The 21,504-nt window shown below is 62.0% G+C and carries 19 protein-coding genes; 11 read left to right on the top strand and 8 right to left on the bottom strand.

Annotated elements, in window-relative coordinates:
• The first annotated feature begins 18 nt into the window (after window positions 1-18).
• From HV782_RS17070 to HV782_RS17045, 6 genes are all read left to right on the top strand, one after another.
• Window positions 19-1,338 carry a lysine N(6)-hydroxylase/L-ornithine N(5)-oxygenase family protein gene (locus tag HV782_RS17070; RefSeq protein WP_128616186.1) on the top strand — a complete coding sequence of 440 codons (1,320 nt, stop codon included), beginning with the start codon at window positions 19-21 and terminating at the stop codon, window positions 1,336-1,338.
• Complete coding sequence (locus HV782_RS17065) at window positions 1,322-2,392, top strand: NAD(P)/FAD-dependent oxidoreductase (protein WP_128616185.1); 1,071 nt, start codon at window positions 1,322-1,324, stop codon at window positions 2,390-2,392. Before HV782_RS17070 ends, HV782_RS17065 begins: the two co-directional genes overlap by 17 nt.
• Window positions 2,393-2,404: 12 nt before the next feature.
• Complete coding sequence (locus HV782_RS17060) at window positions 2,405-4,411, top strand: class I tRNA ligase family protein (protein WP_225931023.1); 2,007 nt, start codon at window positions 2,405-2,407, stop codon at window positions 4,409-4,411.
• Window positions 4,408-5,229: an ABC transporter substrate-binding protein gene (locus HV782_RS17055; RefSeq protein ID WP_186748162.1), complete on the top strand. Its 822-nt coding sequence runs from the start codon at window positions 4,408-4,410 to the stop codon at window positions 5,227-5,229. The genes HV782_RS17060 and HV782_RS17055 overlap by 4 nt, the downstream gene beginning before the upstream one ends.
• Before the next feature lie 2 nt (window positions 5,230-5,231).
• Window positions 5,232-6,635: a pyridoxal phosphate-dependent decarboxylase family protein gene (locus HV782_RS17050; protein WP_186748163.1), complete on the top strand. Its 1,404-nt coding sequence runs from the start codon at window positions 5,232-5,234 to the stop codon at window positions 6,633-6,635.
• A gap of 134 nt (window positions 6,636-6,769) precedes the next feature.
• Window positions 6,770-6,994, top strand: a complete 225-nt coding sequence (locus tag HV782_RS17045; protein WP_123462919.1) for a hypothetical protein — start codon at window positions 6,770-6,772, stop codon at window positions 6,992-6,994.
• A gap of 142 nt (window positions 6,995-7,136) precedes the next feature.
• Here HV782_RS17045 and HV782_RS17040 read toward each other — a convergent pair whose 3' ends face one another.
• From HV782_RS17040 to HV782_RS17005, 8 genes are all read right to left on the bottom strand, one after another.
• The gene (locus HV782_RS17040) at window positions 7,137-7,835 is read right to left on the bottom strand and encodes a hypothetical protein (RefSeq protein ID WP_123462921.1); all 699 of its coding nucleotides are present in this window, start codon (window positions 7,833-7,835) and stop codon (window positions 7,137-7,139) included.
• Between the two features lie 133 nt (window positions 7,836-7,968).
• Window positions 7,969-10,353, bottom strand: coding sequence for a DUF3772 domain-containing protein (locus HV782_RS17035; protein WP_186748164.1), 2,385 nt, complete (start codon window positions 10,351-10,353; stop codon window positions 7,969-7,971).
• A 72-nt stretch (window positions 10,354-10,425) separates the two neighbouring features.
• Window positions 10,426-10,884, bottom strand: a complete 459-nt coding sequence (locus HV782_RS17030; protein WP_128614776.1) for a metallophosphoesterase family protein — start codon at window positions 10,882-10,884, stop codon at window positions 10,426-10,428.
• A gap of 92 nt (window positions 10,885-10,976) precedes the next feature.
• Window positions 10,977-11,996 carry an XdhC family protein gene (locus HV782_RS17025; protein WP_186748165.1) on the bottom strand — a complete coding sequence of 340 codons (1,020 nt, stop codon included), beginning with the start codon at window positions 11,994-11,996 and terminating at the stop codon, window positions 10,977-10,979.
• A 12-nt stretch (window positions 11,997-12,008) separates the two neighbouring features.
• Window positions 12,009-13,361 carry a c-type cytochrome gene (locus HV782_RS17020; protein ID WP_186748166.1) on the bottom strand — a complete coding sequence of 451 codons (1,353 nt, stop codon included), beginning with the start codon at window positions 13,359-13,361 and terminating at the stop codon, window positions 12,009-12,011.
• Window positions 13,362-13,378: 17 nt separating this feature from the next.
• A complete protein-coding gene (locus tag HV782_RS17015) occupies window positions 13,379-15,631 on the bottom strand; it encodes a xanthine dehydrogenase family protein molybdopterin-binding subunit (RefSeq protein ID WP_186748167.1) in 2,253 nt (750 codons plus the stop codon).
• On the bottom strand, window positions 15,631-16,086 hold the full coding sequence (locus HV782_RS17010) for a (2Fe-2S)-binding protein (RefSeq protein WP_123462932.1): 456 nt from the start codon (window positions 16,084-16,086) through the stop codon (window positions 15,631-15,633). The genes HV782_RS17015 and HV782_RS17010 overlap by 1 nt, the downstream gene beginning before the upstream one ends.
• A gap of 88 nt (window positions 16,087-16,174) precedes the next feature.
• Window positions 16,175-17,107, bottom strand: a complete 933-nt coding sequence (locus HV782_RS17005; protein WP_186748168.1) for an AraC family transcriptional regulator — start codon at window positions 17,105-17,107, stop codon at window positions 16,175-16,177.
• Between the two features lie 230 nt (window positions 17,108-17,337).
• Here HV782_RS17005 and HV782_RS17000 point away from each other — a divergent pair, with 230 nt between their 5' ends.
• The 5 genes from HV782_RS17000 to HV782_RS16980 all read left to right on the top strand — a co-directional run bounded on the left by HV782_RS17000 (window position 17,338) and on the right by HV782_RS16980 (window position 21,482).
• A complete protein-coding gene (locus HV782_RS17000; protein ID WP_186748169.1) occupies window positions 17,338-18,534 on the top strand; it encodes an MFS transporter in 1,197 nt (398 codons plus the stop codon).
• Window positions 18,535-18,829: 295 nt separating this feature from the next.
• Window positions 18,830-19,297, top strand: coding sequence for a hypothetical protein (locus HV782_RS16995; protein WP_128614772.1), 468 nt, complete (start codon window positions 18,830-18,832; stop codon window positions 19,295-19,297).
• Between the two features lie 423 nt (window positions 19,298-19,720).
• Window positions 19,721-20,077, top strand: a complete 357-nt coding sequence (locus tag HV782_RS16990; protein WP_186748170.1) for a hypothetical protein — start codon at window positions 19,721-19,723, stop codon at window positions 20,075-20,077.
• 9 nt (window positions 20,078-20,086) lie between these two features.
• Complete coding sequence (locus HV782_RS16985) at window positions 20,087-20,314, top strand: hypothetical protein (RefSeq protein ID WP_186748171.1); 228 nt, start codon at window positions 20,087-20,089, stop codon at window positions 20,312-20,314.
• Window positions 20,315-20,765: 451 nt separating this feature from the next.
• Window positions 20,766-21,482 (top strand): SAM-dependent methyltransferase, encoded by a 717-nt coding sequence (locus HV782_RS16980; RefSeq protein ID WP_186748172.1) that lies wholly within the window; start codon window positions 20,766-20,768, stop codon window positions 21,480-21,482.
• The last annotated feature ends 22 nt before the right edge of the window (window positions 21,483-21,504 follow it).

Below are 21,504 nucleotides of genomic sequence, written 5' to 3'. Positions count from 1 at the left end.
TGTAGAAAGGGAGTTCACATGAGTTTTGCAACCGATTTGACCAGAAGCCCTTGCAAGCAAAAAATCCATGACGTGGTGGGCATCGGTTTCGGCCCCTCGAACATTTCGCTCGCCATTGCCTTGCTGGAAATGGCCCCTGAACTGGAGGTCGCTTTCGTCGACAGTGCGCCCGGCTTCGGTTGGCACAAGGGCATGCTGTTCAAGAACGCGACCATGCAGGTGTCCTTTCTCAAGGATCTTGCCAGTTTTCGCAATCCGCGCAGCCATTTCACCTTCGTCAATTACTTGCACACCAAGGGGCGCATCGCTGCATTCTCGAATAAAAAAGACTTCTTTCCGGGGCGCCTGGAGTTCCACGATTACCTGAGCTGGTGCGCGGCAGAGTTCAGCGATCAGGTGTTCTACGGCCACCGGGTGGTCAATATCAGTGAAGGTGGTGTGGACGGCGACGGTTCACCGTTGTTCAGGGTCGAGATGCAGGTCGGCGACACCACGACTTCGCTACTCGCGCGTTCGCTGGTGCATTCGCTGGGCCTTGAGCCACAGTTGCCGGGTAACGTTCAGGCCGGTGAGCGCATCACCCACGTTCATCATTTGCTGGCGCACCTGCAAGACACACCGCTGAAACCCGACGGCCACTGCGTTGTGGTGGGCGGAGGGCAGAGCGCGGCTGAAGCGGTGGAATATCTGCTGGAGACGCATCCGGCAATGCGCGTGACGGCGATCATGGCGCGCTACGGTTACACGCCGGCCGATGACAGCCCGTTCGTCAACGAAATCTTCAATGCCGACGTGGTCGATGATTTCCATGCGGCCGCGCCGCATGTACGCAAACATATTCTGCGCACGCACGCATCCACCAATTACTCCGCGGTGGACATGGCGCTGATCGAAAAGCTCTACCGCAACTGGTATGACGATGAGGTCAGCGGTCAGCAGCGCCTGGTGCTCGAACGCATGAGCCGGCTGCAGTCGGCGCAGGTCCAGGACACGCAGGTGCAGGTGACGTTTGCCCGGCAGATGAGTAACGAGGTGCAGACTCTCGCTTGCGATTACCTGGTGTGCGCCACGGGGTTTCGGCCACGCAGCATTGCCAGCGTGTTGAGCCCGGCACTGGCGGCCCGGTTGATCCGCGATGAGGGCATGACCCGCGTTTCGCGTCATTACCGCCTGGCCTTTCAGGGCGACGCCGCGCCGCTGCTGTACTCCACCGGCGTTGCCGAAGATTCCCATGGGCTGAGCGCCACGCTGATTTCCAACATGGCCATTCGGGCCGGAGAGATCGTTGACGACCTCAAAGTCGCGCTGAAGCGGAGGCACTATGAGCAAGCCATTTGATGTGATCATCGTCGGTGCCGGCATCATCGGGGCGACGTGCTTCCAGGTCCTGAGCCAGGCCGGCCAGCGCTGTCTGTTGCTTGATGACAGGCAACTGGGCAGCGGCGTGACAGGGGCGTCCGGTTGCATCGTGCGGGTGGCGCACGCCTCGTTGCAGGCGACCCGTGCTGCAGCGCAGGGTTACCACTTTTACCGGCGTCTGGCACAGGACTCCCAAAGCCAGGTGCCCTTTGCGCAGACCGGTTATCTGCACTTCGCCGAGCCGCATGCCCTGGCGCAAATGCAAGGCTGGCTCGAGCAGGAAGACATTGAAGCGCAACTGCTCGATGCTGCGGCCCTGGCAAAGCGCTATCCGGACTTGCCGATCGCCGCCGGGCAGGCCTTGTTCGAACCCCGGTCTGGTTATATGGAAGCCAGGCCAACGCTGCACTATCTGGTGCGCTCGGCCATCGAGCAGGGCGGCGTGTACCACGATGCGGTGCAGGTTCAGGCGATCCGCGTCGACGCTGCGAGCCGGCGGGCTGTCGGTGTACTGACCTCCAATGGCAACTACGATGCGACCCGGGTCATCGTCGCTATGGGCAATGGCACCAGCGAGTTTCTCATCCGCCAGTTCGGTCATTCGTTCGGCCTCTGGAACCAGCACATCCAGGTCACCCGCTTCAAGGGCGCGGCCGCGCTGCCGACGGCGCCCTGTTTCATCGACGACACCCACCAGCTCAACGGGCGCTGGTGCCCGCTGACCGGAGGCTTCTATGTCGGTTACCCCACCGGGCAGCGAGTGCCGGCCAGTCAGGGCTATGCGGCGCTGGACCAGCGTCACGCGCAATTGACCCGCGAGCAGGGCCAATCCCGGTTCCCCTGGTTGCAGACGGCGTCGGTGGCCGGCGCGTTATGTCACAGCGACTGCTACAGCGAACAACCGATCGGATTGATTGGCGAGCAACCTGGCCTGCCAGGCGGCGTACTGGTGGCCTCCGGCTTCAGTGGCGGTGGTTTCAAGATGGCCCCTTACGTCGCCATGCAACTGGCCGACGCCATTACTCAGGGATAGAGAGACAGCACAATGAAAAAAATCAATATGTTTTCCCCGGCCAAGCGTTTCTACAACGTTGATTCGCGCGTCGTCGAGTTGCCGGGAACCGCGCTCAATCTGATGGGCTGCACATTGGCCCCGGGCCAGGAAAGCCAGCCGCACAACCATTTCGAAGATGAACTGTTCATCTTCACCGAAGGGCACGGTCTGGTCCGGACCGCGCAGGAAACCCTTGAGGTCAACGCCGGCGATGCGGTGCATTGCGCGCGATTCGAGTCGCACACCATCCGCAACCTGAGTGATCGCCAGCCGCTGCACTTTCACTCGCTGTATTGGGACGCGGGACAGTTGCAACCGAGCGAAGCGGAGCCGCCTGTGGACACTCTGATTTTTTCCACGCCGCCCACGCCCAACGGGGATTTGCATCTGGGCCACCTGTCGGGGCCCTACATCGCCGGCGATGTGCTCAAGCGCGTGTTGAGCAACAGCGGCGCCAAGGTCTTTTATGGCAGTGGCCGTGACGACAATCAGACGTACGTGCTGACGTGCGCAGCCAAGGAAAACACCTCGCCCAAGGCCTGCGCCGACCATTATGCCGAGGCGATTCGCGAGACCTGGCAGGGCTTTGGCATCGACATGGACCTGTTCATCACACCGGACAACCAAGGCGAATACGCCGACTTTGCGCATCATTACTTGCAGCGCCTGCACGATCAGGGCCTGATTTACGCCAAGGACACCCCGGTGTTCGTCGATGACCAGGGCAATGCGCTGCACGAAGCCTTTCTCAACGGCGGCTGCCCGCACTGTGGCGAAAGCAGCGACGGTAATGCCTGCGAAGCCTGCGGCCAGCCGAACCAATGCACCGACCTGACCCAGCCACGGGTCAAACGCGACGGTCGCCAGCCACAGTTGCGCATTGAGACACGCTTGTTTTTCCGTCTGAGTGCCTTTGCTGACGATCTGTCCAAGTACGTGCAGACAGCGAACATGCCGGCGCACGTCTATCAGCTCTGTCACACCATGTTGACCCAGGGGCTGCCGGATATCTGCATCAGCCATCGCAGTGACTGGGGCATTCGCCACCGCTTGCCGTCGATGCAGGATCAGGTGATGTACGTCTGGTTCGAAATGGCCTTCGGGTATCTTTGGGGAGCCAGTGATCTGCCGGTCGCCGGTGCCGATCGCTTCGCCAGAGCGGCCCATTGCTATTCGGGCAGCATGGACATCGTCCACTGCTATGGCTTCGACAACGCTTACTACCACACGCTGTTGTTCCCGGCGGTCTATCTGGCGCTGGGCCTGACGCCACCGCGCCACCATGTGGTCAACGAACTGCTGGACCTCGACGGCAGCAAATTTTCCACCAGCCGGCGCCACCTCATCTGGGGCAAGGATTTTCTCGCCGAAACCGGCAGCGACTACGCGCGCATGGCCTTGATGCTCACCCGTCCTGAAGGCATGCGCAGCAATTTCACCGTGGCCCGGATCTGCGCCCGGATCAATGAGTTGTTCCCGGAAAAACTGAGTGCCTGGATGCAGCGTCTGCAAGCACGCCTGGCCGAGCACGGCGGCAAGATCCCCGAGCCTGGTGCTTGGCTGAGCGACCAGAAAAACTACCATGACGAACTGCGCCAATGGATCGAGGGCTACCGGCAAGCAGCCTCGACGTCGACCTTTTCGCCACTGCGGATGGCCGAGCAGGTCGCGCAGGTCATCGACCGGGTCTCGCGTTTCAGTGCCGCGCAGGATTATCTGCTGAGTGCACCCGGGCAACCGCTGTCCAACCATGCCCGCACGTCGTTGGCATTGCAGGCGCTGACCGCACGTTGGCTGGCCTATGCCACCTATCCATTGATGCCGGGCCTCAGCGAGCAATTGACTGACCTGCTCAATCTGGCCGAGCGCGAGTGCGATCCACAGCAGGCGAGTGCATTCTTCGCCGCAGGCCATGCGCCGGCGCTGCATCTACGGCTTGAACTGCCGCGATTGTCGGCAGAAGCCTTGGCACGACTGATGCCGGGCCAGACTGGATGAGCCGCGTCATTGCACCACGGCCGGTCGGTATCGTCGGCCCGCTCACCGGGCCGCGTGCGGCCTACGGCGAGTGGTTGCGCCGGGCGGCGCAGGGTAGTGCGCTGCCATTGGTGTGGGCGGACGATGCGGCCGATCCGGTTGCTGCGGTCGATGCGGCGCATCGTCTGTTGGCCGCCGGTGCCGAGGTGGTCATCGGCCATTTCAACAGCGAATGTGCCCGGGCGGCGGGGGCGCTTTACCGCGCCGCCGGGGTTCCATTGCTGCTGCCGGCAGCCACTGCCGCTGATCTGTGCCAGAGCGTGGGGGCATTCCGCCTGTGCGCCAGCGAGGCGCGCCAGGTGATCGTCATGCGCGATTATCTGATGCGCCATTCTCTGCGCATCGCCGACATCTGGAGTGACGGTTCGGCCTACGGCGAACGTCTGGCGGCGGCGTTACGCCCGCACTCGACGCCCGCCACAGCAGAGGTGGCCATCTGCGCGTTGATGGGCTCGCATGTCGCGGTCGCAGGCGAGATCCGTCGACGCGCACGGCCGGGAGCGCTTTACCTGGTGCCCGACGATTGCGTGGTCGACGAGTTCGACGCACTGCTTGCCGGCACCGGGGCGAGCACCTTGTGCCCGCATGCCACCCCGGATTTTGGCCAGTGCGTGGGCCTGGCGCTGGAGCTTGTCGCGGCTGCCTTTTCACGTGGCGAGCCAGTGGCCGCGTACCTGGACAGGCACGCCGATTTTGTTCACCGACAATACCGACCCGCCGACTACACGCTGGTCCGGCGTCAATACCCCGCACTCTGCGAAAACGATACAAGGACGTAATCATGGCTCTGCAATTTTCTGGCGCTGCGCCTGGACTGCCCGGCATCGGCGAGGGCGCTATGGCTCCCGACGATCTCGACCTCATGTTGGCGGCACTGCGCCAGGCCTTGATCCGACCACGGGGAGCGCTGGCCGCGCCCGCCGAGGCGGAACAGATAGCCGAGGCCGCCGAACGAGCGGTGGGGCAGTCGATCTGTGAGGCCGGGATTGGTCTGGCTCAAGCGCTTGATGTGTATGCCGGTCTGCTCAGCCAGCAAGGCGTTGCCACTGACCATCCGGGTTATCTGGCCTACATCGGGGCTGCGCCGACCCCGGCCGCCGCGTTGATGGACGGCTTGCTGTCGGCCAGCGGCATGATCGGTTCGGGATGGCTCGGCGGGGCGGGGCTGATCTGGGCGGAAAACCAGGCATTGCGCTGGCTGTCCGATCTGGCCGGTCTGCCGGCCGCCGCCTCGGGCTGTTTTGTCAGCGGCGGCACCGCCGGCAATTTTTCCGCATTGGTGGCGGCGCGGCAGCGTTATCGAGATCGCGTGGGCATGCGTCCGGGGCTGTTGCTGGTGGCGGACGGTGCCCACTCGTCAATCATCGTCAGTGCCCGCTTACTCGATCTGCACGTCGTGGTTGTCGCCTCCGATGAGACGGGCCGTCTGACGGCGACGGCGTTGGCGCGCACGTTGGCAGAGCTTGAAGCCGACGGTCGACTGCAACAGGTGGTGGCGGTGGTGGCGGTGGCCGGTTCGACCAATGCGGGGCTGATCGACGACCTGGCCGGGGTCGGCCAACTCGCCCGACGGCACGGCATCTGGTTCCATGTCGATGCGGCCTACGGCGGCGCGTTTCTGTGCGTCCCGAGTGTGCGAGCGACATTTGCCGGCATCGAACTGGCCGACTCGCTGATCATCGACCCCCACAAGGGCCTGTTCGTGCCGTATGACTGTTGTGCGCTGCTCTATGCCGATCCGGGCCCGGTCACAGCGGCGTTTACCCAGGACGCGTCGTATCTGGAGCAGATCAACCAATCGCAGCAATGCAATCCGATGCACTACGCCTTTCACCTGTCGCGCCGGGCGCGGGGCGTACCGCTGTGGTTTTCGCTGGCGGTGTATGGCAGCGGCGCTTACCGGCACACCCTGGAGCAAATACTCGACCTGAGTGCCCGTCTGCGCACGCGAATTGCCTGTCACCCAAGGCTGACGCTGATTCCGGCGTGCGGGTTGAGTGTGATCCTGTTCCGGCGCGAGGGCTGGCAGGCGCGCGATTACGATGACTGGGCGCAGCGCTGTCTGCGTGATGGCATTGCGCTGGTGGTGCCTTCAAGCTGGCAAGGCGAAACGGTGATGCGCCTCTGCATCATGAACACCCGGCTGGATGAGCAACGCTGCGAGGCGTTACTCGCCGACCTGTGAAAGCGGTCGAGGTGAACAGGTCGAACATTGCATTGATGGCGTCAATAACAACCATTAATTCAATGAAGTTCTCATATGAAGAGCGCAGCGTAAGATCGGCTCCACACCCAACCACCGCAACGGAGCACATGATCATGAAACGCCAAACCCTGCTTGGCATCGCTTTCTCGCTTTTCGCACTGAACGCGTTCGCCGCCACCGAAACCGATCCACTGTTCAGCGATGCGGTAGCCGCTGCGACCCAAACCGACCCGCTGTTCAGCGATGCCGTCGCCGCCGATGGTTCGGATCATCTGCAGGGCAACCGGGTAGCGGAAGGTGGCGCAGACCGTCTGCTCGAACGCCGCTCGAATGTCTGAGTCGATCGCTGTAACCAACAAAACCCGGCCTCAACAACCGGGTTTTTTTACGCCTGCTCGCGCCACCTATGGCTTCTAGCGGGGAACGTGTCTTAAACAGCAAGCGACGGGACGCCCATGCGGGGCTGATGGCGCCGTCCGGTTAATCGCTGGTGTCCATGTTGACCATGGTAGCCATGAGCGTCGGGTATTGGCCGGCCTGCTGTTTGCCGATGTACTTCATGGCTGAGCGCAGGTCCTTGTTGCCTTCGACCCGACCCTCTCGTGTGTGATCCTTCATCGACTGCCCGTAAGTCTTGTCGCGTGACATCGCCATCAAGCCATTGACGACAATGTCATTGTCGTCGTGCTTGTGCTTTGACGTCTCTTGACTGGGGTAAGGGAAGTGCCAGAACACCGGTGTGTTATCCAACAGAATGTCGTTCAAAAACGGACTGCAGGTGCCGCACGGTTGCCGCTCGGTATAAACCGCGTGGATCACGGTGCCGTCGAGTGCCTGGGCCTGTGCGGGGGTCAGCCGGGCCAATCCCGCTGCGTTGCCCTGGCCGACCATCCAGTTGGGGATACTGAAGCGGTTTAACGACTGAACGCCGCGTATCGCGATCCACACTTGTTTTTCCGAGTGGCACGCGGCGCTCGGCTGCGTGATGATGAACGGGCCCGGAATGCCGCCGTTGAAGGGGTTGGGGACAGTAAAAAAGAAGGTCGCGTAATTGACCAGGGTGAAGTCGGCATTCGCCCCGCGCATGGCGCGCGCGGCCGCCGACCAAGGACTGTTGAGATACGCCTGCACCAGACTTGGGTATCCGTCATAACCGAGCCAAACCGAATTGAAGGCCAAGGTGAATTCCTTTTCACTAACGGGTAACAGGGCACCATCGCTCCGCTCCAGCTAAGTCGAGGAATCTTGAGCTGTCAATCAGGCCCCTTCATTGCGAAAGGGTTGCCGACGTTTTCATTCGCCCACCGGTTGCCTAGGTACTCTCCGCCGGCTTCGCCAGCGCAATCCCCGCCGCCCCCAGTCGCTTGAGCACCTCGAACAGCAGATCGCTTTTGGTCACCCCGACAATCCTCGGGCTGGCGACGTACCCGGTCACCGTCAAGGTGATGCCGTCCGGCGTCAGCTTGCTGAAGCGCACAAACGGCGCCGGTTTTTCGAGGACGGTTTCGTTCTCGCAGTAGGCGTTGAGCAGCAGGTCCTTCACCTCTTCCGGGTCGATATCCAGCGGAAACACCAACTCCAGAGACGCCACGCCCTGGGCACTGCCGCCGAGCGTGACGTTACGCAGGTTCTGCGAGATCAGTTGCGAGTTCGGCACGATCACGATCGAGCGGTCACTGAGCTGGATTTCCGTGGCGCGCACGTTGATGCGGCGGATATCGCCCTCGACGCCGCTGATGCTGATCAGATCGCCGACCTTCACCGGCCGCTCGGTCAGCAGAATCAGGCCCGACACGAAGTTCTTCACGATCTCCTGCAAACCGAAACCGATGCCCACCGACAGCGCACTGACGATCCACGCCAGGTTGGTCCACTTCACGCCCAGCGACGACAGGGTCAGCAGGATCACGAAGGCATAACCGATGTTGGAAAACAGCGTGCTCAGCGACGCACACATGCCGGGGTCCATGTCGGTCTTGGGCAGAAATTCGTTGTCGAGCCAGCGGCGCAGGGCGCGGATCAGCCAGATGCCGATCATCAGCGCCAGCACCGCGTTGAACAAATGGCCGGGAACGATGTTCAGCTTGCGCAACCCGGCGCCGCCGAGAATCGCCATGATATTGCTCGCCAGCTGCCCCAGCGTGGTGCCGATGCCGCCGACAAACAGCGCGATCACCGCCAGCAGCAACAGCCCGGCACGACTGAAACCGGACAACAGAATCGACATCTGATCGAGGCGTCGATCACCCACCCCGAGCAACTGTTTCAGCGCTTTGCCGCTGGCGTGTCTGGGCGAAAATACATGCTCGCAGGCGTCCTTGATCACCTGGATCAACAGGTAGAACCCGGACAGGACGATATACGACCACACCAATTCATAGGTGATGAACCGCGCCAGCGACACGTACCCGGTGAGCAGCGCCATCGCCGCCACGAACATCGACAGACTGGCGACGGTGAAAATCACACCGGAGAACGTGCTGCCCGCCGCCGACGCATCATTGGCGGCGATCATCTCCTTGCGTGCCTTGCTCACCTGCAACAGCATCGTCACCACAATCGCCAGCACCACCATGGCAATCACGCCGCGCCCGGCGAGCACAATCTGACTGCTCATGCCCGTGGCATTGCTGACCTGCACCAGCGTCACCAGCACCAGCAACGCGAAGGACAGAATCCGTGGGAACGGCTTCAGCGCCAGCGCCACCGGATCGGCAATCGCCGGCAGGCGCCACGACGGATGTTGCGTCGACAGCAAGGCTCGGCTCAGCCCGGTGATCAGCACGCAGGCATACACGACTTTTTCGAACTCATCGGAAAACGTCGCCAGCACCGGCGTCAGCGGCGCGTGGCGGGTGAGGGCGTAAAACAACACATGCAGGGCGATGGCGGTGGTGGCAATGGTCGCAAGGGCTGAAGCGAACGCCAGCGCGCTGCGGCGCAGACGCCCCTCCGGCATGCGATGAATGCAGACCCAGGTCAGCCCGCGTTCGGCCAACCGCCTTCCGTACGTCCAGATCAGCAGCGCCAGCAACACCAACAGCACCGTATAAACGTGCTGCCCTGGCGCCCACACCCTGGCCCAGGTTTCTTCGATCTGCTGCACGAAAAAGCTTAGCCTCTGGCGATCATCCGGCGAAGGGTTGATCAGCGGCGACCAGAAATCCGGGTTCAGCACACTGTCCGTACCCAGGGTCAGCTCGCTCTCCAGCAGCGTGCGCCGGATACCGGCAATCTGCGTGATCAGATCCGCCGCACTCTGCTTCAACGCCGCGAGGCTCTTGAGCGTCGCATCGACCTTGTTCTTCTGCTCCGTCAGCGACGCCCGCTGCGCGATGATATCCGCCTGCTCCGAGGCAATTCCGGTATCCGGCGCCGCCCCCAACACCCCCAGTTGCACCGTCAGTTGCGCCTGCTGCGGCAACAACGCCGTCGACAACTTATCGACATCCAGAATGAACGCCTGCACGCGATCCTGCGGGCCCTCAAGCTGGTTGTAATTGTTCGCGGCAGAAATCTGCTGTTTCAGTGCATCGAGGCGTTGTTGCAGAGCTTGCAGATCACTCTGGGAAATCACCGGCAGCGGCGCGGCGGCGGTCGCCGACGGCGCCGGTAACTCTGCCGCCCACAGCGACGGACTGCCGGGAATGAGCAGGATCAGTACGGTCAACCACAAACACTGCAATGCGTTGCGCATGGGGGCGACGGGCTCGAATGGAACACACAGCCTATGAGGTTAGGTGATTGGGGGAGATGGGGAGGAAAAGTTTCACGGCAGAAGGTGGATCAGCTCGGGTTCAAGCGCGGTGCGGCTGGCGTCGAGCAAGGCAAGCGTGACCGGGAGTTTGAAGCGGCGGCGTCCGGCACTGCCGGGGTTCAGGTAGAGACAGTTTTCGCGCCATTCGATCAGCGGCTTGTGGGAGTGGCCGGTGATCACCAGTTTGATGGCGCTGGTGAGCAGGGCGGGCACGTCGGCGATGTCGTGGGTCAGCAGGGTTGGCCAGCCGTTGAGGTCGAAACTGAGGTGGTCGGGCAGGGCGGCGGCCCAGGGCAGGTCGAGGTCGTTGTTGCCACGCACGGCGTGCAGTGGGGCAATGGCGGCGAGCTGGCTGAGGATTTCCGGGGCGCCGATGTCGCCGGCGTGGATGATCAGGTCGCTGCCCTCAAGGACAGCGAGGGCTTCGGGGCGTAGCAGGCCGTGGGTGTCGGAGATAATGGCGGTTTTCATGAGGGGGAGCGTAGCAGGCGCGGTTCGGTTTGGGTTGAAGGCCTGCGTTCGGGCAGACACACCGTGTTGCGCTGCGCTGACGATCTTTGGCGTCAGATCGACTCCGGCAGGCCTTGCTGCGCTTTGGCCCGGGCGATGGAGAACGCTTTCGGCAGGCTGGCGCCATTCTTCGCTGCAAGAATTTCGGCCATCACACTGACGGCGATTTCTGCCGGCGTCTTGCTGCCGATGTAGAGGCCGATCGGCCCGTGCAGACGTTCAAGTGACGCTTGCGTCTCACCAAAATGCTCGATCAGCCGTTCGCGGCGCAGCTGGCTGTTGCGCCGCGAGCCGATGGCGCCGATGTAGAACGCCGGGCTGTGGAGTGCTTCGAGCAGAGCCAGATCGTCGAGTTTGGGGTCATGGCTCAAGGCGACGATGCAGGTGCGCAGATCGACCGCGAAGTCGCGGACCACGTCATCGGGCATGCCGACGATACGTTCCACGCCGTCCACCGCCCAGGTCTCGATGTACTCGGGACGCGGATCGCACACCGCCACCTTGAACCCGTTGAACAACGCCATGGTCGCGAGGTACTCGGCCAGCGCCCCGGCACCGATCATGAGCATTCGATAGCCCGGCCCCAGGGTGTTGAGCATCTGCGAGCCATCGAAGCTGAATTGTTCGGGCGTCGCCGTGGCTTCGAGCGTGACCTGGCCGGAGGCCAACGTCAGGCGACGGCGAACCAGTTGCCCGGCGTCCAGTTGCACCAGCAATCCATCGAGTGACTGCCAGGCCGGGTTGAATTCGAGGATCAGCTCAAGCGTGCCACCGCAGGGCAAGCCGAAGCGATGCGCCTCGTCGGCGCTGATGCCATAGCGCACCACTTGCGCTGCGCTGTCATTGAAAGCGTTGCCGCCGTGGGCCGTGGTATAGCGGTGGATCAGGTCATCCTCGATGCAGCCGCCGGACACGCTGCCCACCACACGACCGTCGTCGCGCAGGGCCATCATCGAACCTGTCGGGCGCGGTGAAGAACCCCAGGTGCGCGCCACCGTGGCGAGCAACACCCGCTCGCCGGCGGCGAGCCAGTCCCGCGCGGTGCGCAGGACCAGCAAGTCGATGCTTTCCATCAGCGTCTCCTCTTAGCGCATCTGCAGGATAATCGGGCTGCTGCTGGCCGGGTCGGTGTGCTCACGCAGTTTGCCAACTGCTTGCGCATCCACGGCACCGCCTTGATTGCCCCAAGTGGTGCGCATGAAGGTCAGCACGTCGGCGATCTGCTGATCCGACAATTGCTCACGGAAGGCCGGCATGCGATAGGCGTCCGGGACACCGGCCGCCACGACCCGCTGCGAACCGTTGAGGGTGATGTTGATCGCCGAGGCGCTTTCCCTGGCCAGTGCGGAGGTGGCACCGGCCAGTGGCGGCATCCATTCGGCCTGGCCCTTGCCGTCCAGGCCGTGGCACGAGGCGCAGCGTGTCACGTAGGTATGCGCACCGGGTGCGTCCAGACGCGTCGCAGCCGAAACCGCTTGATACTGCCAGGGCTGGCCGTCGCGCTGGGGATCGCCCGGCAACGACTTGAGGTAACGGGCAATCGCCGTCAGATCGTCGTCGGTCATGAACTGCGTGGAGTTGTTGAAGGCCTCGGTCATCGAACCGTAGACCACCGCGTGTTTATTGCGACCGGTCTTGAGGAACTGCACGATTTCCGCTTCGCTCCAGCGCCCAAGCCCAGTGTTGTGGTCATCGCGCAGGCTCGGTGCGTACCAGCCGTCGAGCAAGGCGCCGGCGAGGTACGGCTTGCCGGTCTCATCCAGTGCCTTCTCGTTGAACGCCAAGCCTCGGGGTGAATGGCAACTGCCGCAGTGCCCGGCGCCCTGGACGAGATACGCGCCGCGGTTCCACACCTCATCCTGCGAGGCTTTGGCCGCGTAAGGTTCGGCGTCGACAAACACACCATTCCACAGTGCAATCGGCCAGCGCAGATTCAACGGAAAGGGAATTGCACTCGGGATGTTCGCCTGTTTCACCGGCGCCACGCCTTTCATGAAAAACGCATACAGCGCACGCACGTCGTCATCACTGAGCTTGGCGTAAGACGGGTAGGGCATCGCCGGATACAGACGGCGACTGTCGGGTGCCACGCCGTGGCGCACCGCTCGGTCAAAGTCCGCAAGGCTGTAGTGGCCGATGCCGGTTTCGGTGTCCGGGGTGATATTGGTTGCGTGGATTGAGCCCAGCGGCGTGGCCATTTCCAGGCCGCCGGCGAACGGCGCGCCGCCCGGCACGCTGTGACAGGCCACGCAATCGCTGAGCCGGGCGACGTATTCACCACGGGCGACCAGCGCCGGGTCGATGTCGGCCCCGGCGATTTGATGGGTTTCAAGGCGCGAGACGGGCTCGCGTGTGACATACCAGGCCAGCAGGCCTGCCGCGACCAGGCACGGCACTGCCAGCCAGCCAGCGGTTCTTGCGAATCGGCTGTTATTCATGGACGCTCCGGCGCTGATCAAGTGAAGGTGTGTCGGCTCATGGGCAGGCTGCGCACCCGTTGCCCGGTCAGCGTTGCCACTGCATTGGCGACGGCCGGCGCGACGGCGGGCAGCGGCGGTTCACCGATGCCGCCCATTTTTTCTCCGCTCTCGATGACACGCACGTGAACCCGTGCCATCCGCGCCGGCGGCAGGATCGGATACAGGTCGTAGTTGCGCGCCCGGGGCTTGCCATCCACCCACACGGCCTCTTCCACCAGCGTCTGCGACAGCCCCAGCGCCACCGCGCCATTGACCTGAGCCTCGACAATTGCCGGGTTGACGATGCTGCCCGGGTCAATCGCCTGCCAAATGTCGTGGACCTTGACCTGGCCGTGCTCGATGGACACCTCGGCGATCACCGCCGTCTCGGTACCGAACGGCGAAGCCATGGCCACGCCGCGCGCACGTTTGCTGCCGTCCTCGGCGGTAAACGGCCCGCGCTTCCAGCCGCCCGAGAGTTCACCCACCGCCTGCAGCAGCGTGGTCAGCCGTTGATTGTCGCGCAGCAGATGCAGGCGCAGTTCGAACGGGTCCTTGCCACCCTTGTCCGCCAGTTCGTCGAGGAACGATTCATAGAAAAAATCGTTGAGCGAATTGCCCACTGAACGCCAGTAACCGAGCATCGCCGGACCTTTGGCGTAGATCTGCGCGATCCGCTTGTTGGCGATCGCGTAGGACTTGCCCGACAACCCTTCAAGCGCCGTCGGGTCGAGTTTCTCGCCTTGCTTGCCGGCGAGGGCTTCGGTCGGGCCTTCGGTGGCACTGACCGCTTCGATTGCCAGCGGCCAGCCGTCGTTGTCCAGCGCCGCGCGGAAATTCACCGCCGCCACCGGACGCAGCACGTCACGCAGGAACTCCTCCTCACGGCTCCAGATCAATTTGACCGGGCGGCCAACTGCTTTGGCCAGCGCGATTGCCTGGGGATACGGACTGGCCGAGTCGTAGAGGAAGTGCCGACCGAAGAACCCGCCCAGCAATGGCGAATGCAGCGTGATGCGCGACGGATCCAGCCCCGTGCGTTTGGCGATGTCCGCGCGGAACATGTCCGGCGCCTGGTTGGGCAACCAGACCTCCAGCGAACCGTCCGGATTGAATCGGGCCAGCGCAGAAGGTGGCTCGAGTTGCCCGTGGTTCAGGTATTGGTTGTGGTAGGTGGCGTCGACCCGGGTTTTCGCACTCGCCAGAACGCCAGCCACGTCGCCTTGGTTTTCATCATCCCTGGCGGGGCCTTTGTCTTCAGCCAGTCGCTTGAACCAGGCATCGCTGGAAAAGTCGGCGGGCATCGGCCGCACCTGACTGTCTGCGGCAGGTTCCTGCCAGTCGACCTGGATGGCTTCCACTGCACGTTTTGCGTGCCACCAACGCTCGGCGACCACCGCCACGGCACCCGGCAGGCGATGCACGGAATGCACGCCTTTCATGGCCTTGACCTGATCCTCGTTGCGCAGGTTGCCCACGGTCATCCCCAGGCGCGGTGCATGCTGGACGGCGGCATGCAGCATGTCGTCGACCTTCAGATCAATGCTGTAGAGCGCTTTACCCGTGGACTTGTCATAGGCATCGAGGCGCTTCACGGGTTTGCCGATCCAGCGGAACTGACTCGGGTCACGCAACTGCACGGAAGCCGGATCGGGAACCGGCAGATCCATCGCCTGCCCGGCCAGTTCACCGTAGGCCAGCGAGCGGCCCGACTTCGCGTGCACAACCTTGCCAGGCTCGGTGCTCAATTCGCTCATCGGCACCCCCAGCTTTTGTGCGCCGGCCTGCAACAGCATGGCGCGGGCGAGGGCGCCGAGGCGGCGCATGACCGGGTAACTCAGGCGCACCGACATGCTGCCGCCGGTGATGCGCATGCCGTTTTCCAACACCACGTAGGCTTCGCCGGGCGGTGCGGCTTCGACCAGGAAGGTCGACGGGTCGGCATCCAGCTCTTCACCGACAATCTGTGCCATCGCGGTGAACGTACCTTGCCCGCCCTCCATGAACGGGCAGAGCAGGCGCACGCGATTGTCCGGGCGGATTTCGAGAAACGCCGGGACCTGCGTGCCGCGTTCGGCGGTCGCCGCCGCTGCCGCCGCTTGCACGCGGGTGGCACCCAGCGGCAGACCGAAGCCGAGCACCAGGGCACCGACGGCGGTGCCGGTGAGGAAACGTCGGCGCGACAGATTGACCGGATCGTGCAGGGCCAGGGCCGATGCTTCCAGGGAAGGGTCGATACGAACGGTCATCAGGCGTCTCCCTTGCCGGCCAGCTCATGCACGGCGGCATGAATGGCGTTGTAGGTGCCGCAACGGCACAGATTGACCATCGCCGCTTCGATCTGCGCGTCACTCGGCCTGGGGTTCTGTTTGAGCAGTGCGGTGGCGGCCATCACCTGCCCGGACTGGCAATAGCCGCACTGGGCGACCTGCAGATCGACCCAGGTCGAGACGACCCGTTTGCCCACTTCATCGGCCTCGATGGCCTCAATGGTGGTGACCTCGCGGCCGACCACGCCGGCCACCGGTGTGACGCACGAGCGCACCACATTGCCGTCCACCAGCACCGAACAGGCGCCGCATTGCGCCAGGCCGCAGCCGTACTTGGTGCCGGTCATGCCCAGGTCATCGCGGATCACCCACAGCAAGGGCGTATCGGCGTCGGCATCGACCTGATAGGTCTTCTGGTTGATTCGTAGTTCCATGGCTCACCCGCTTGATCATCGGTTGACGTGCGTTGTTATAAGCAGTGACACGCAGCGAGGCGTATCACCGGAAAAGTGTGTCGTTCGCTCAACTCGCCGCACTGCCGAGCGTCTCAGCCTCGAAAGGCTGGCCACGCAGCAACGAGATGTCACGGCTGGGCGCGGTGCCGAACAAGCGGCCGTATTCGCGGCTGAACTGCGAGGGGCTTTCATACCCGACGGCAAACGCCGCGCGCGATACGTCCAGACGCTCCATCAACATCAGCCGCCGGGCCTCGTTGAGCCGCAGCCATTTTTGGTATTGCAGCGGACTCATACCGGTGAGCTGGCGGAAATGGTGGTGAAAGGTGGGTGCGCTCATTTGCACCCGCGCCGCCAGTTCATCAATGCGCAGGGCGGCGCTGAAGTTGACCTTGAGCCAGTCGATGGCCTTGGCAATGCGATAACCCTGGCCATCGACGGCGGTGATCTGCCGCAGCCGTGCGCCTTGATCGGTGTGGAGCAGCCGATAGTGGATCTCCCGCAGGATCAGTGGCGCCAGCACCGGGATCGCCTCGGGTTCATCAAGCAATGCCAGCAAGCGATCGAGCGCACCTTCCAGGGTGGACGACATGTTGCCAATCGCGGCGCCTGACGCGGTGGAGGGCTGCCGCTTCGCCGGCAAGCCCACCTTGGTGATGACCTCGGCGAGCATGCTGACATCCAGTTTCAGCACCAGCCCGACGCAGGGCTGTGCAGGGCTGGCACGCAGCACTTCGGAGTTGGCGGGCAAGTCCAGCGAGGTGACCAGAAACCGCGAATGGTCGTAGCAATAGCCCTCGCCACCGACCCACAAACGCTTTTCCCCGCGACCCACCAGGATCAGGCTCGGTTCGACCATGCACACGACCGGGGGCGCCGGTTGATCGCGACGAAACAGCGACAGCCCGGGGATGGCCGTGGCGAAGTCGCCCGGTGCGCTCACGCGCGGGTCAATGTTCAACGCCAACGGAGATTCATGGCGCAGCGGTGTGTCGATCATGGCGGCTCACTCCTGTTGAGCGAACTGTAATCCGCTGCCGAGGCGTTTCCTATCCATCACCCTGCATCCTCAGAGGATCAGGCAAGCATTCAAGAGGAATGCACTAGGGCAGAGGTGGATCGACCGGGAGAATGTGTCGAACTGTTACGGGGAAAGTGCTCATGTGAGCAATCAATTGCTCGCCCCCTGCGCATCACCCCCTCATGTTTTTTGCACCACAGGTAGTTCCCATGACTGTTCTCTCTACAGAAAAACGCGGCTGGAGCGCCGTGCTGGCGATGTCGCTGGCCGCATTCGCCCTGGTCGCTTCCGAGTTCATGCCCGTCAGCCTGCTAACGCCGATTGCCGCTGAATTGCACATCACGGAAGGCCAGGCCGGGCAGGGTATTTCCGTATCCGGAGCATTCGCCCTGATCACCAGCCTGGTGATTGCCGCGGTCGCCGCGCGTGTCGAGCGCAAGAAGCTGTTGCTGTCCCTGACCTTGTTGATGATCGTCTCGGGGACGGTCGTCGCGTTCGCGCCGGGCTACCCCTCATTCATGTTCGGGCGTGCCTTGATCGGCATCGCCATCGGCGGTTTCTGGTCACTGTCGGCGGCGACCGCGATGCGCCTGGTGCCGTCCGATCAGGTGTCCCGCGCGCTGGCCATTGTCAATGGCGGTAACGCGCTGGCGACGGTCATCGCCGCACCTGCCGGCAGCTTCCTCGGCTCGTTGATAGGCTGGCGCGGCGCATTCTTCTGCGTGGTTCCGGTCGCCGCGCTGGCGGCCGTGTGGCTGCTGATCAGCCTTCCGTCTTTCAAGGCCGAGCGCCAGGCCGGCAGCGGTAACGCCCTGCGCCTGATGACACGGTTGCCGGTGGCGCTGGGAATGATCGCCGTCAGCGTGTTTTTCATGGGTCAGTTCATGCTGTTCACTTACCTGCGTCCGTTTCTTGAAGGAGTCACCGGCGTCAGTGTTTCAACCTTGTCGTTGATGCTGTTGGGGCTGGGACTGGCGGGCTTCATCGGGACCTTTGTGATCGAAAGGTTCATCGGCAACGGCCTCTATCGCACACTGACGGTCATCCCGCTGATCATGGCGGCCATCGCACTGGCGCTGGTGAACTTCGGCGCATCGCCGTTGCTGACCGCCGTCCTCCTCGGACTGTGGGGGCTGGTCGCGACTGCCGCGCCGGTTGGATGGTGGACATGGCTGGCGCAAACACTTCCGGATGATGCCGAAGCCGGCGGCGGCTTGCTCGTGGCCATCGTGCAACTGGCGATCGCCGCCGGGGCAATCATCGGCGGCCTGGCCTTTGATCTGAGCGGCTACAAAGCCACCTTCGAACTCAGCGCAACCGTATTGGTCGCCGCCGCCGTACTCGCCTGGCTGGCGGGGCGCAGCGCCACTGAAGTGCACCTGCCCGAATCGAACGCGACAGCCTGAGGCGATCAGCCTTCGCTCAGCGGTTCGGCCGGAAGCCGCCGTGCGCGGTTTCGCGCTGTATGCGCCACAGGGCAATCCGGTGGTGTACTACCGAAACTTCCAGCGCTCAGGGGATCTTGTTCACTCGCGGCGGTTTGTTTCAGAGAGCGAGCGACGGGCGGCGGTGGAAGGGGAGGTTGAGGCGTCTGCAGGCAAGCGAGTGATGGTGCGACACCGCCCTTATTGAGCCAATGAGCGAAGCTTGTACGATCAGCTAATCTTTGAGCACTGTCGGCGCTTATGGCGATTCAAGTGAATGAAAATGAGCTTCAGGGATGACCTCGTCTGTTCAATGGTTTTGGTGGCGCTTGTTCTGGCATACGCCTCGGGTGCCGGGAACACGCTCCACTTAGGCTACTGGTACCTCACGCTGGTGCCAGTGGTGACCTTGCTTCCAGGCCTGATTCTACGTGCCCGGGCCCTGTTCCTAACGGGAGCGACAGCCGCAGCGGCTGGTACGCTTCTGGTCTATATGGCGATCATATCCAGCTCGGGCCGTGATGGCGGCCTCGTTGGGCTGGGGCATTTGTTTTCTGTCCCGGGACTGGTCGTCGGCACCAGTGTGTCTGCTTGGTTATTGAGATTCCGTGTGAATGCGACATTGCCATGGGTCGTCGCGGGCATCGCATTTTTGGGAGCCGGCTTCGGGTTCATCATTGCCCAAACTATTGTGTGCACCACCGCTGTGGACTGCGGTGCGCTGTCGATGAGGGTGGGGAATTAGGAAGGGGGCTCCAAAGAGTGGCTTTCAGAGAGCGAAGATTTTGCACTCTCGGCCTGTTTAGATCCTCATTTCCCGGGTTTGGTGTTCTTGCGCGTCTACTTGGGTTCAACGTCAGATGACGACTGCGACTGGCAAATAAATGGATCTTTGTTGGTCCTCCCTAGCCAGGTTGAGCGCTTTGCAAAAGACTTGTCCGCAATTTAACGGTGCGGTCGGACTCAAGTCTTTGAACCGCAAATGTACAAACTGGCGTGTGGGTTGCTAGCGTTTTTTAGCGGCAGCTTTCGGCTAAAAGCAGGCGTTCGGAAATAGGGGGCTTCTCCCTTGTTTCTCCATCCCTGTACGCGCTAGCCGCGATGCTGTTTAACCGCCACGAGCAGGAAGCGGTGTGTTGAAATCAATAAGCCGCAAAGGGGTGAAGTAATGACTGAAAAACTAAAATGCGTTGATCTTCTTCAGGATTTTTTAGACAGGGTTTATGGACAGGCGTCGAGAGAACAGGGCGGTGTATTAAGTAGAAACTGTGGTCATTACGATTATGCGGGTGACAAGTTCTCTGTATGTGTTACGGTTTTTCCCAAGGAAGTTGAGCTTGTTTTTGAAGGTGAGCAAGTAGAGAGCGGAAGTTTTTTTGTGAGTCTGGATATATGTACTCCTGAAGGGGAAATATTGAAGGGCAAGGTGGTGTCTGCAAAAGGCGGTTGTGACGAAATCAGGAAAGCTTTGGAGCGTTCAGAGGCCTCAGTACTTGCAGAATTTTTGAGGTTTCTCAACGGATGAAGTCAATGCATGCTTGGTTCCAATAATTGGGGCGGATTTATTTTTGCAATGAGTTATGAATGCAAGCTGGTGTCCGACGACACCACTTCAGCCAGCAAAGTAATGAAGAAAGTAGAGGGCAGCGGCGCATGCGTTCGCGTGCAACAGCCTGGTGACCTCTACCTGAAAGATCAGTCGCTCAGATGCGCATATCAGTCAGACGTTCATGGTAAAAGACGCAAAAAGTTAGCGTGTTGATATTGAAGTAATAACTGACAAAGCTTTTGTGGGGTGGCAAAATGTTCAATGATTATCTGAGCGGTAAAGATTGCCATCTCAAATTGGAGCGGAGCTTTTATGGTTGTTTTCAATTGACGGTTCAGGCGAGTAAAGTTAGTGCTGAAGTATTTAAAGCGCCTTATTACAATACTTTTTTTCAAATGGTATGCCATTTATGGGTGGCGACCCGGCTAAGACGACGCGCATTGGGTTGATAGCAAGTGATGCCCCGGCTGAAAGCCATTTAGGTCGCAGACGGGTGCGCCGGGAGTTGACTACCGTGCCTCACACCGTCAGCCGAAATCACCGATTAACGATGCGTATCCCACGCCAGGTTCTCATTCCCTGCAGGAATGTAGCCTATAAAATTACGCCATTTTCCTTATCTCTGCCCCCGGGGTAGCGTGCTCCCAAGACAAGGAGAATCGCCATGCCCTCGACCCCGACCCAATCCGCAGACAAATTTGACACTTCCCGCGCCAACGAATACGCCAGACAAAGTCGCATCGCCCTGGCCGGTTACGATGCCTGTCACGATCTGGCTGCGTGCATGTTGGCGGCCACTTTGGGGCCGTTGCGTGGCGCCAAGGTGTTGGTGGTTGGCGCGGGCGGTACGGCGCAGGAAATCATCGCAATGGCCGCGCTTGAGCCGGACTGGCGTTTCACTGCGGTCGATCCTTCGGCACCGATGTTGGAGGCTGCGACGCAGCAGTTGCAGGCCAATGATTTGCTCGGCAGAACAGACGTGCATCTCGGGCATGTCGAGGACTTGCCGGCGCAGGCATCGTTCGACGCGGCCACATTGATCGGTGTGCTGCACCACTTGAATGGCGATGACGCCAAGCGACAGATCCTGCGCTCGGTTCAGGCCCGACTGAAACCGGGTGCGCCGCTGATTGTGGCGGGCAATCACTACGCCTATGCCAGCCAGCCGTTATTGCTGCAAGCCTGGGGGCAGCGTTGGCGGCAGCAGGGCGCGAGTGCGGAGGAGGTGAAGGCGAAACTCGGGAAGATTTTGCAGGGCGCCGATCCGCCGCATTCCGAGGCGGCGGTTCAGGCGTTGTTGCACGAGGCCGGATTTGGTGAGGCGACGCGGTTCTTCAGCAGCCTTTTCTGGGGCGCGTGGCTGGCGTGTAAAACGCGCTGAGCGGATTGTGTTCGATCCAGTG

Source organism: Pseudomonas monsensis (assembly GCF_014268495.2).
GTDB classification, from domain to species: Bacteria; Pseudomonadota; Gammaproteobacteria; order Pseudomonadales; family Pseudomonadaceae; genus Aquipseudomonas; species Aquipseudomonas monsensis.
Note: the sequence above shows the minus strand (reverse complement) of the source record. Positions and strands in the feature narration are given on the sequence as shown.

Coding starts and splice junctions, on each gene's coding strand:
- HV782_RS17070 (WP_128616186.1), top strand. CDS start 19: ATGAGTTTTGCAACCGATTTGACCAGAAGCCCTTGCAAGCAAAAAATC.
- HV782_RS17065 (WP_128616185.1), top strand. CDS start 1,322: ATGAGCAAGCCATTTGATGTGATCATCGTCGGTGCCGGCATCATCGGG.
- HV782_RS17060 (WP_225931023.1), top strand. CDS start 2,405: ATGAAAAAAATCAATATGTTTTCCCCGGCCAAGCGTTTCTACAACGTT.
- HV782_RS17055 (WP_186748162.1), top strand. CDS start 4,408: ATGAGCCGCGTCATTGCACCACGGCCGGTCGGTATCGTCGGCCCGCTC.
- HV782_RS17050 (WP_186748163.1), top strand. CDS start 5,232: ATGGCTCTGCAATTTTCTGGCGCTGCGCCTGGACTGCCCGGCATCGGC.
- HV782_RS17045 (WP_123462919.1), top strand. CDS start 6,770: ATGAAACGCCAAACCCTGCTTGGCATCGCTTTCTCGCTTTTCGCACTG.
- HV782_RS17035 (WP_186748164.1), bottom strand. CDS start 10,353: ATGCGCAACGCATTGCAGTGTTTGTGGTTGACCGTACTGATCCTGCTC.
- HV782_RS17030 (WP_128614776.1), bottom strand. CDS start 10,884: ATGAAAACCGCCATTATCTCCGACACCCACGGCCTGCTACGCCCCGAA.
- HV782_RS17025 (WP_186748165.1), bottom strand. CDS start 11,996: ATGGAAAGCATCGACTTGCTGGTCCTGCGCACCGCGCGGGACTGGCTC.
- HV782_RS17020 (WP_186748166.1), bottom strand. CDS start 13,361: ATGAATAACAGCCGATTCGCAAGAACCGCTGGCTGGCTGGCAGTGCCG.
- HV782_RS17015 (WP_186748167.1), bottom strand. CDS start 15,631: ATGACCGTTCGTATCGACCCTTCCCTGGAAGCATCGGCCCTGGCCCTG.
- HV782_RS17010 (WP_123462932.1), bottom strand. CDS start 16,086: ATGGAACTACGAATCAACCAGAAGACCTATCAGGTCGATGCCGACGCC.
- HV782_RS17005 (WP_186748168.1), bottom strand. CDS start 17,107: ATGATCGACACACCGCTGCGCCATGAATCTCCGTTGGCGTTGAACATT.
- HV782_RS17000 (WP_186748169.1), top strand. CDS start 17,338: ATGACTGTTCTCTCTACAGAAAAACGCGGCTGGAGCGCCGTGCTGGCG.
- HV782_RS16995 (WP_128614772.1), top strand. CDS start 18,830: ATGAAAATGAGCTTCAGGGATGACCTCGTCTGTTCAATGGTTTTGGTG.
- HV782_RS16990 (WP_186748170.1), top strand. CDS start 19,721: ATGACTGAAAAACTAAAATGCGTTGATCTTCTTCAGGATTTTTTAGAC.
- HV782_RS16985 (WP_186748171.1), top strand. CDS start 20,087: ATGCTTGGTTCCAATAATTGGGGCGGATTTATTTTTGCAATGAGTTAT.
- HV782_RS16980 (WP_186748172.1), top strand. CDS start 20,766: ATGCCCTCGACCCCGACCCAATCCGCAGACAAATTTGACACTTCCCGC.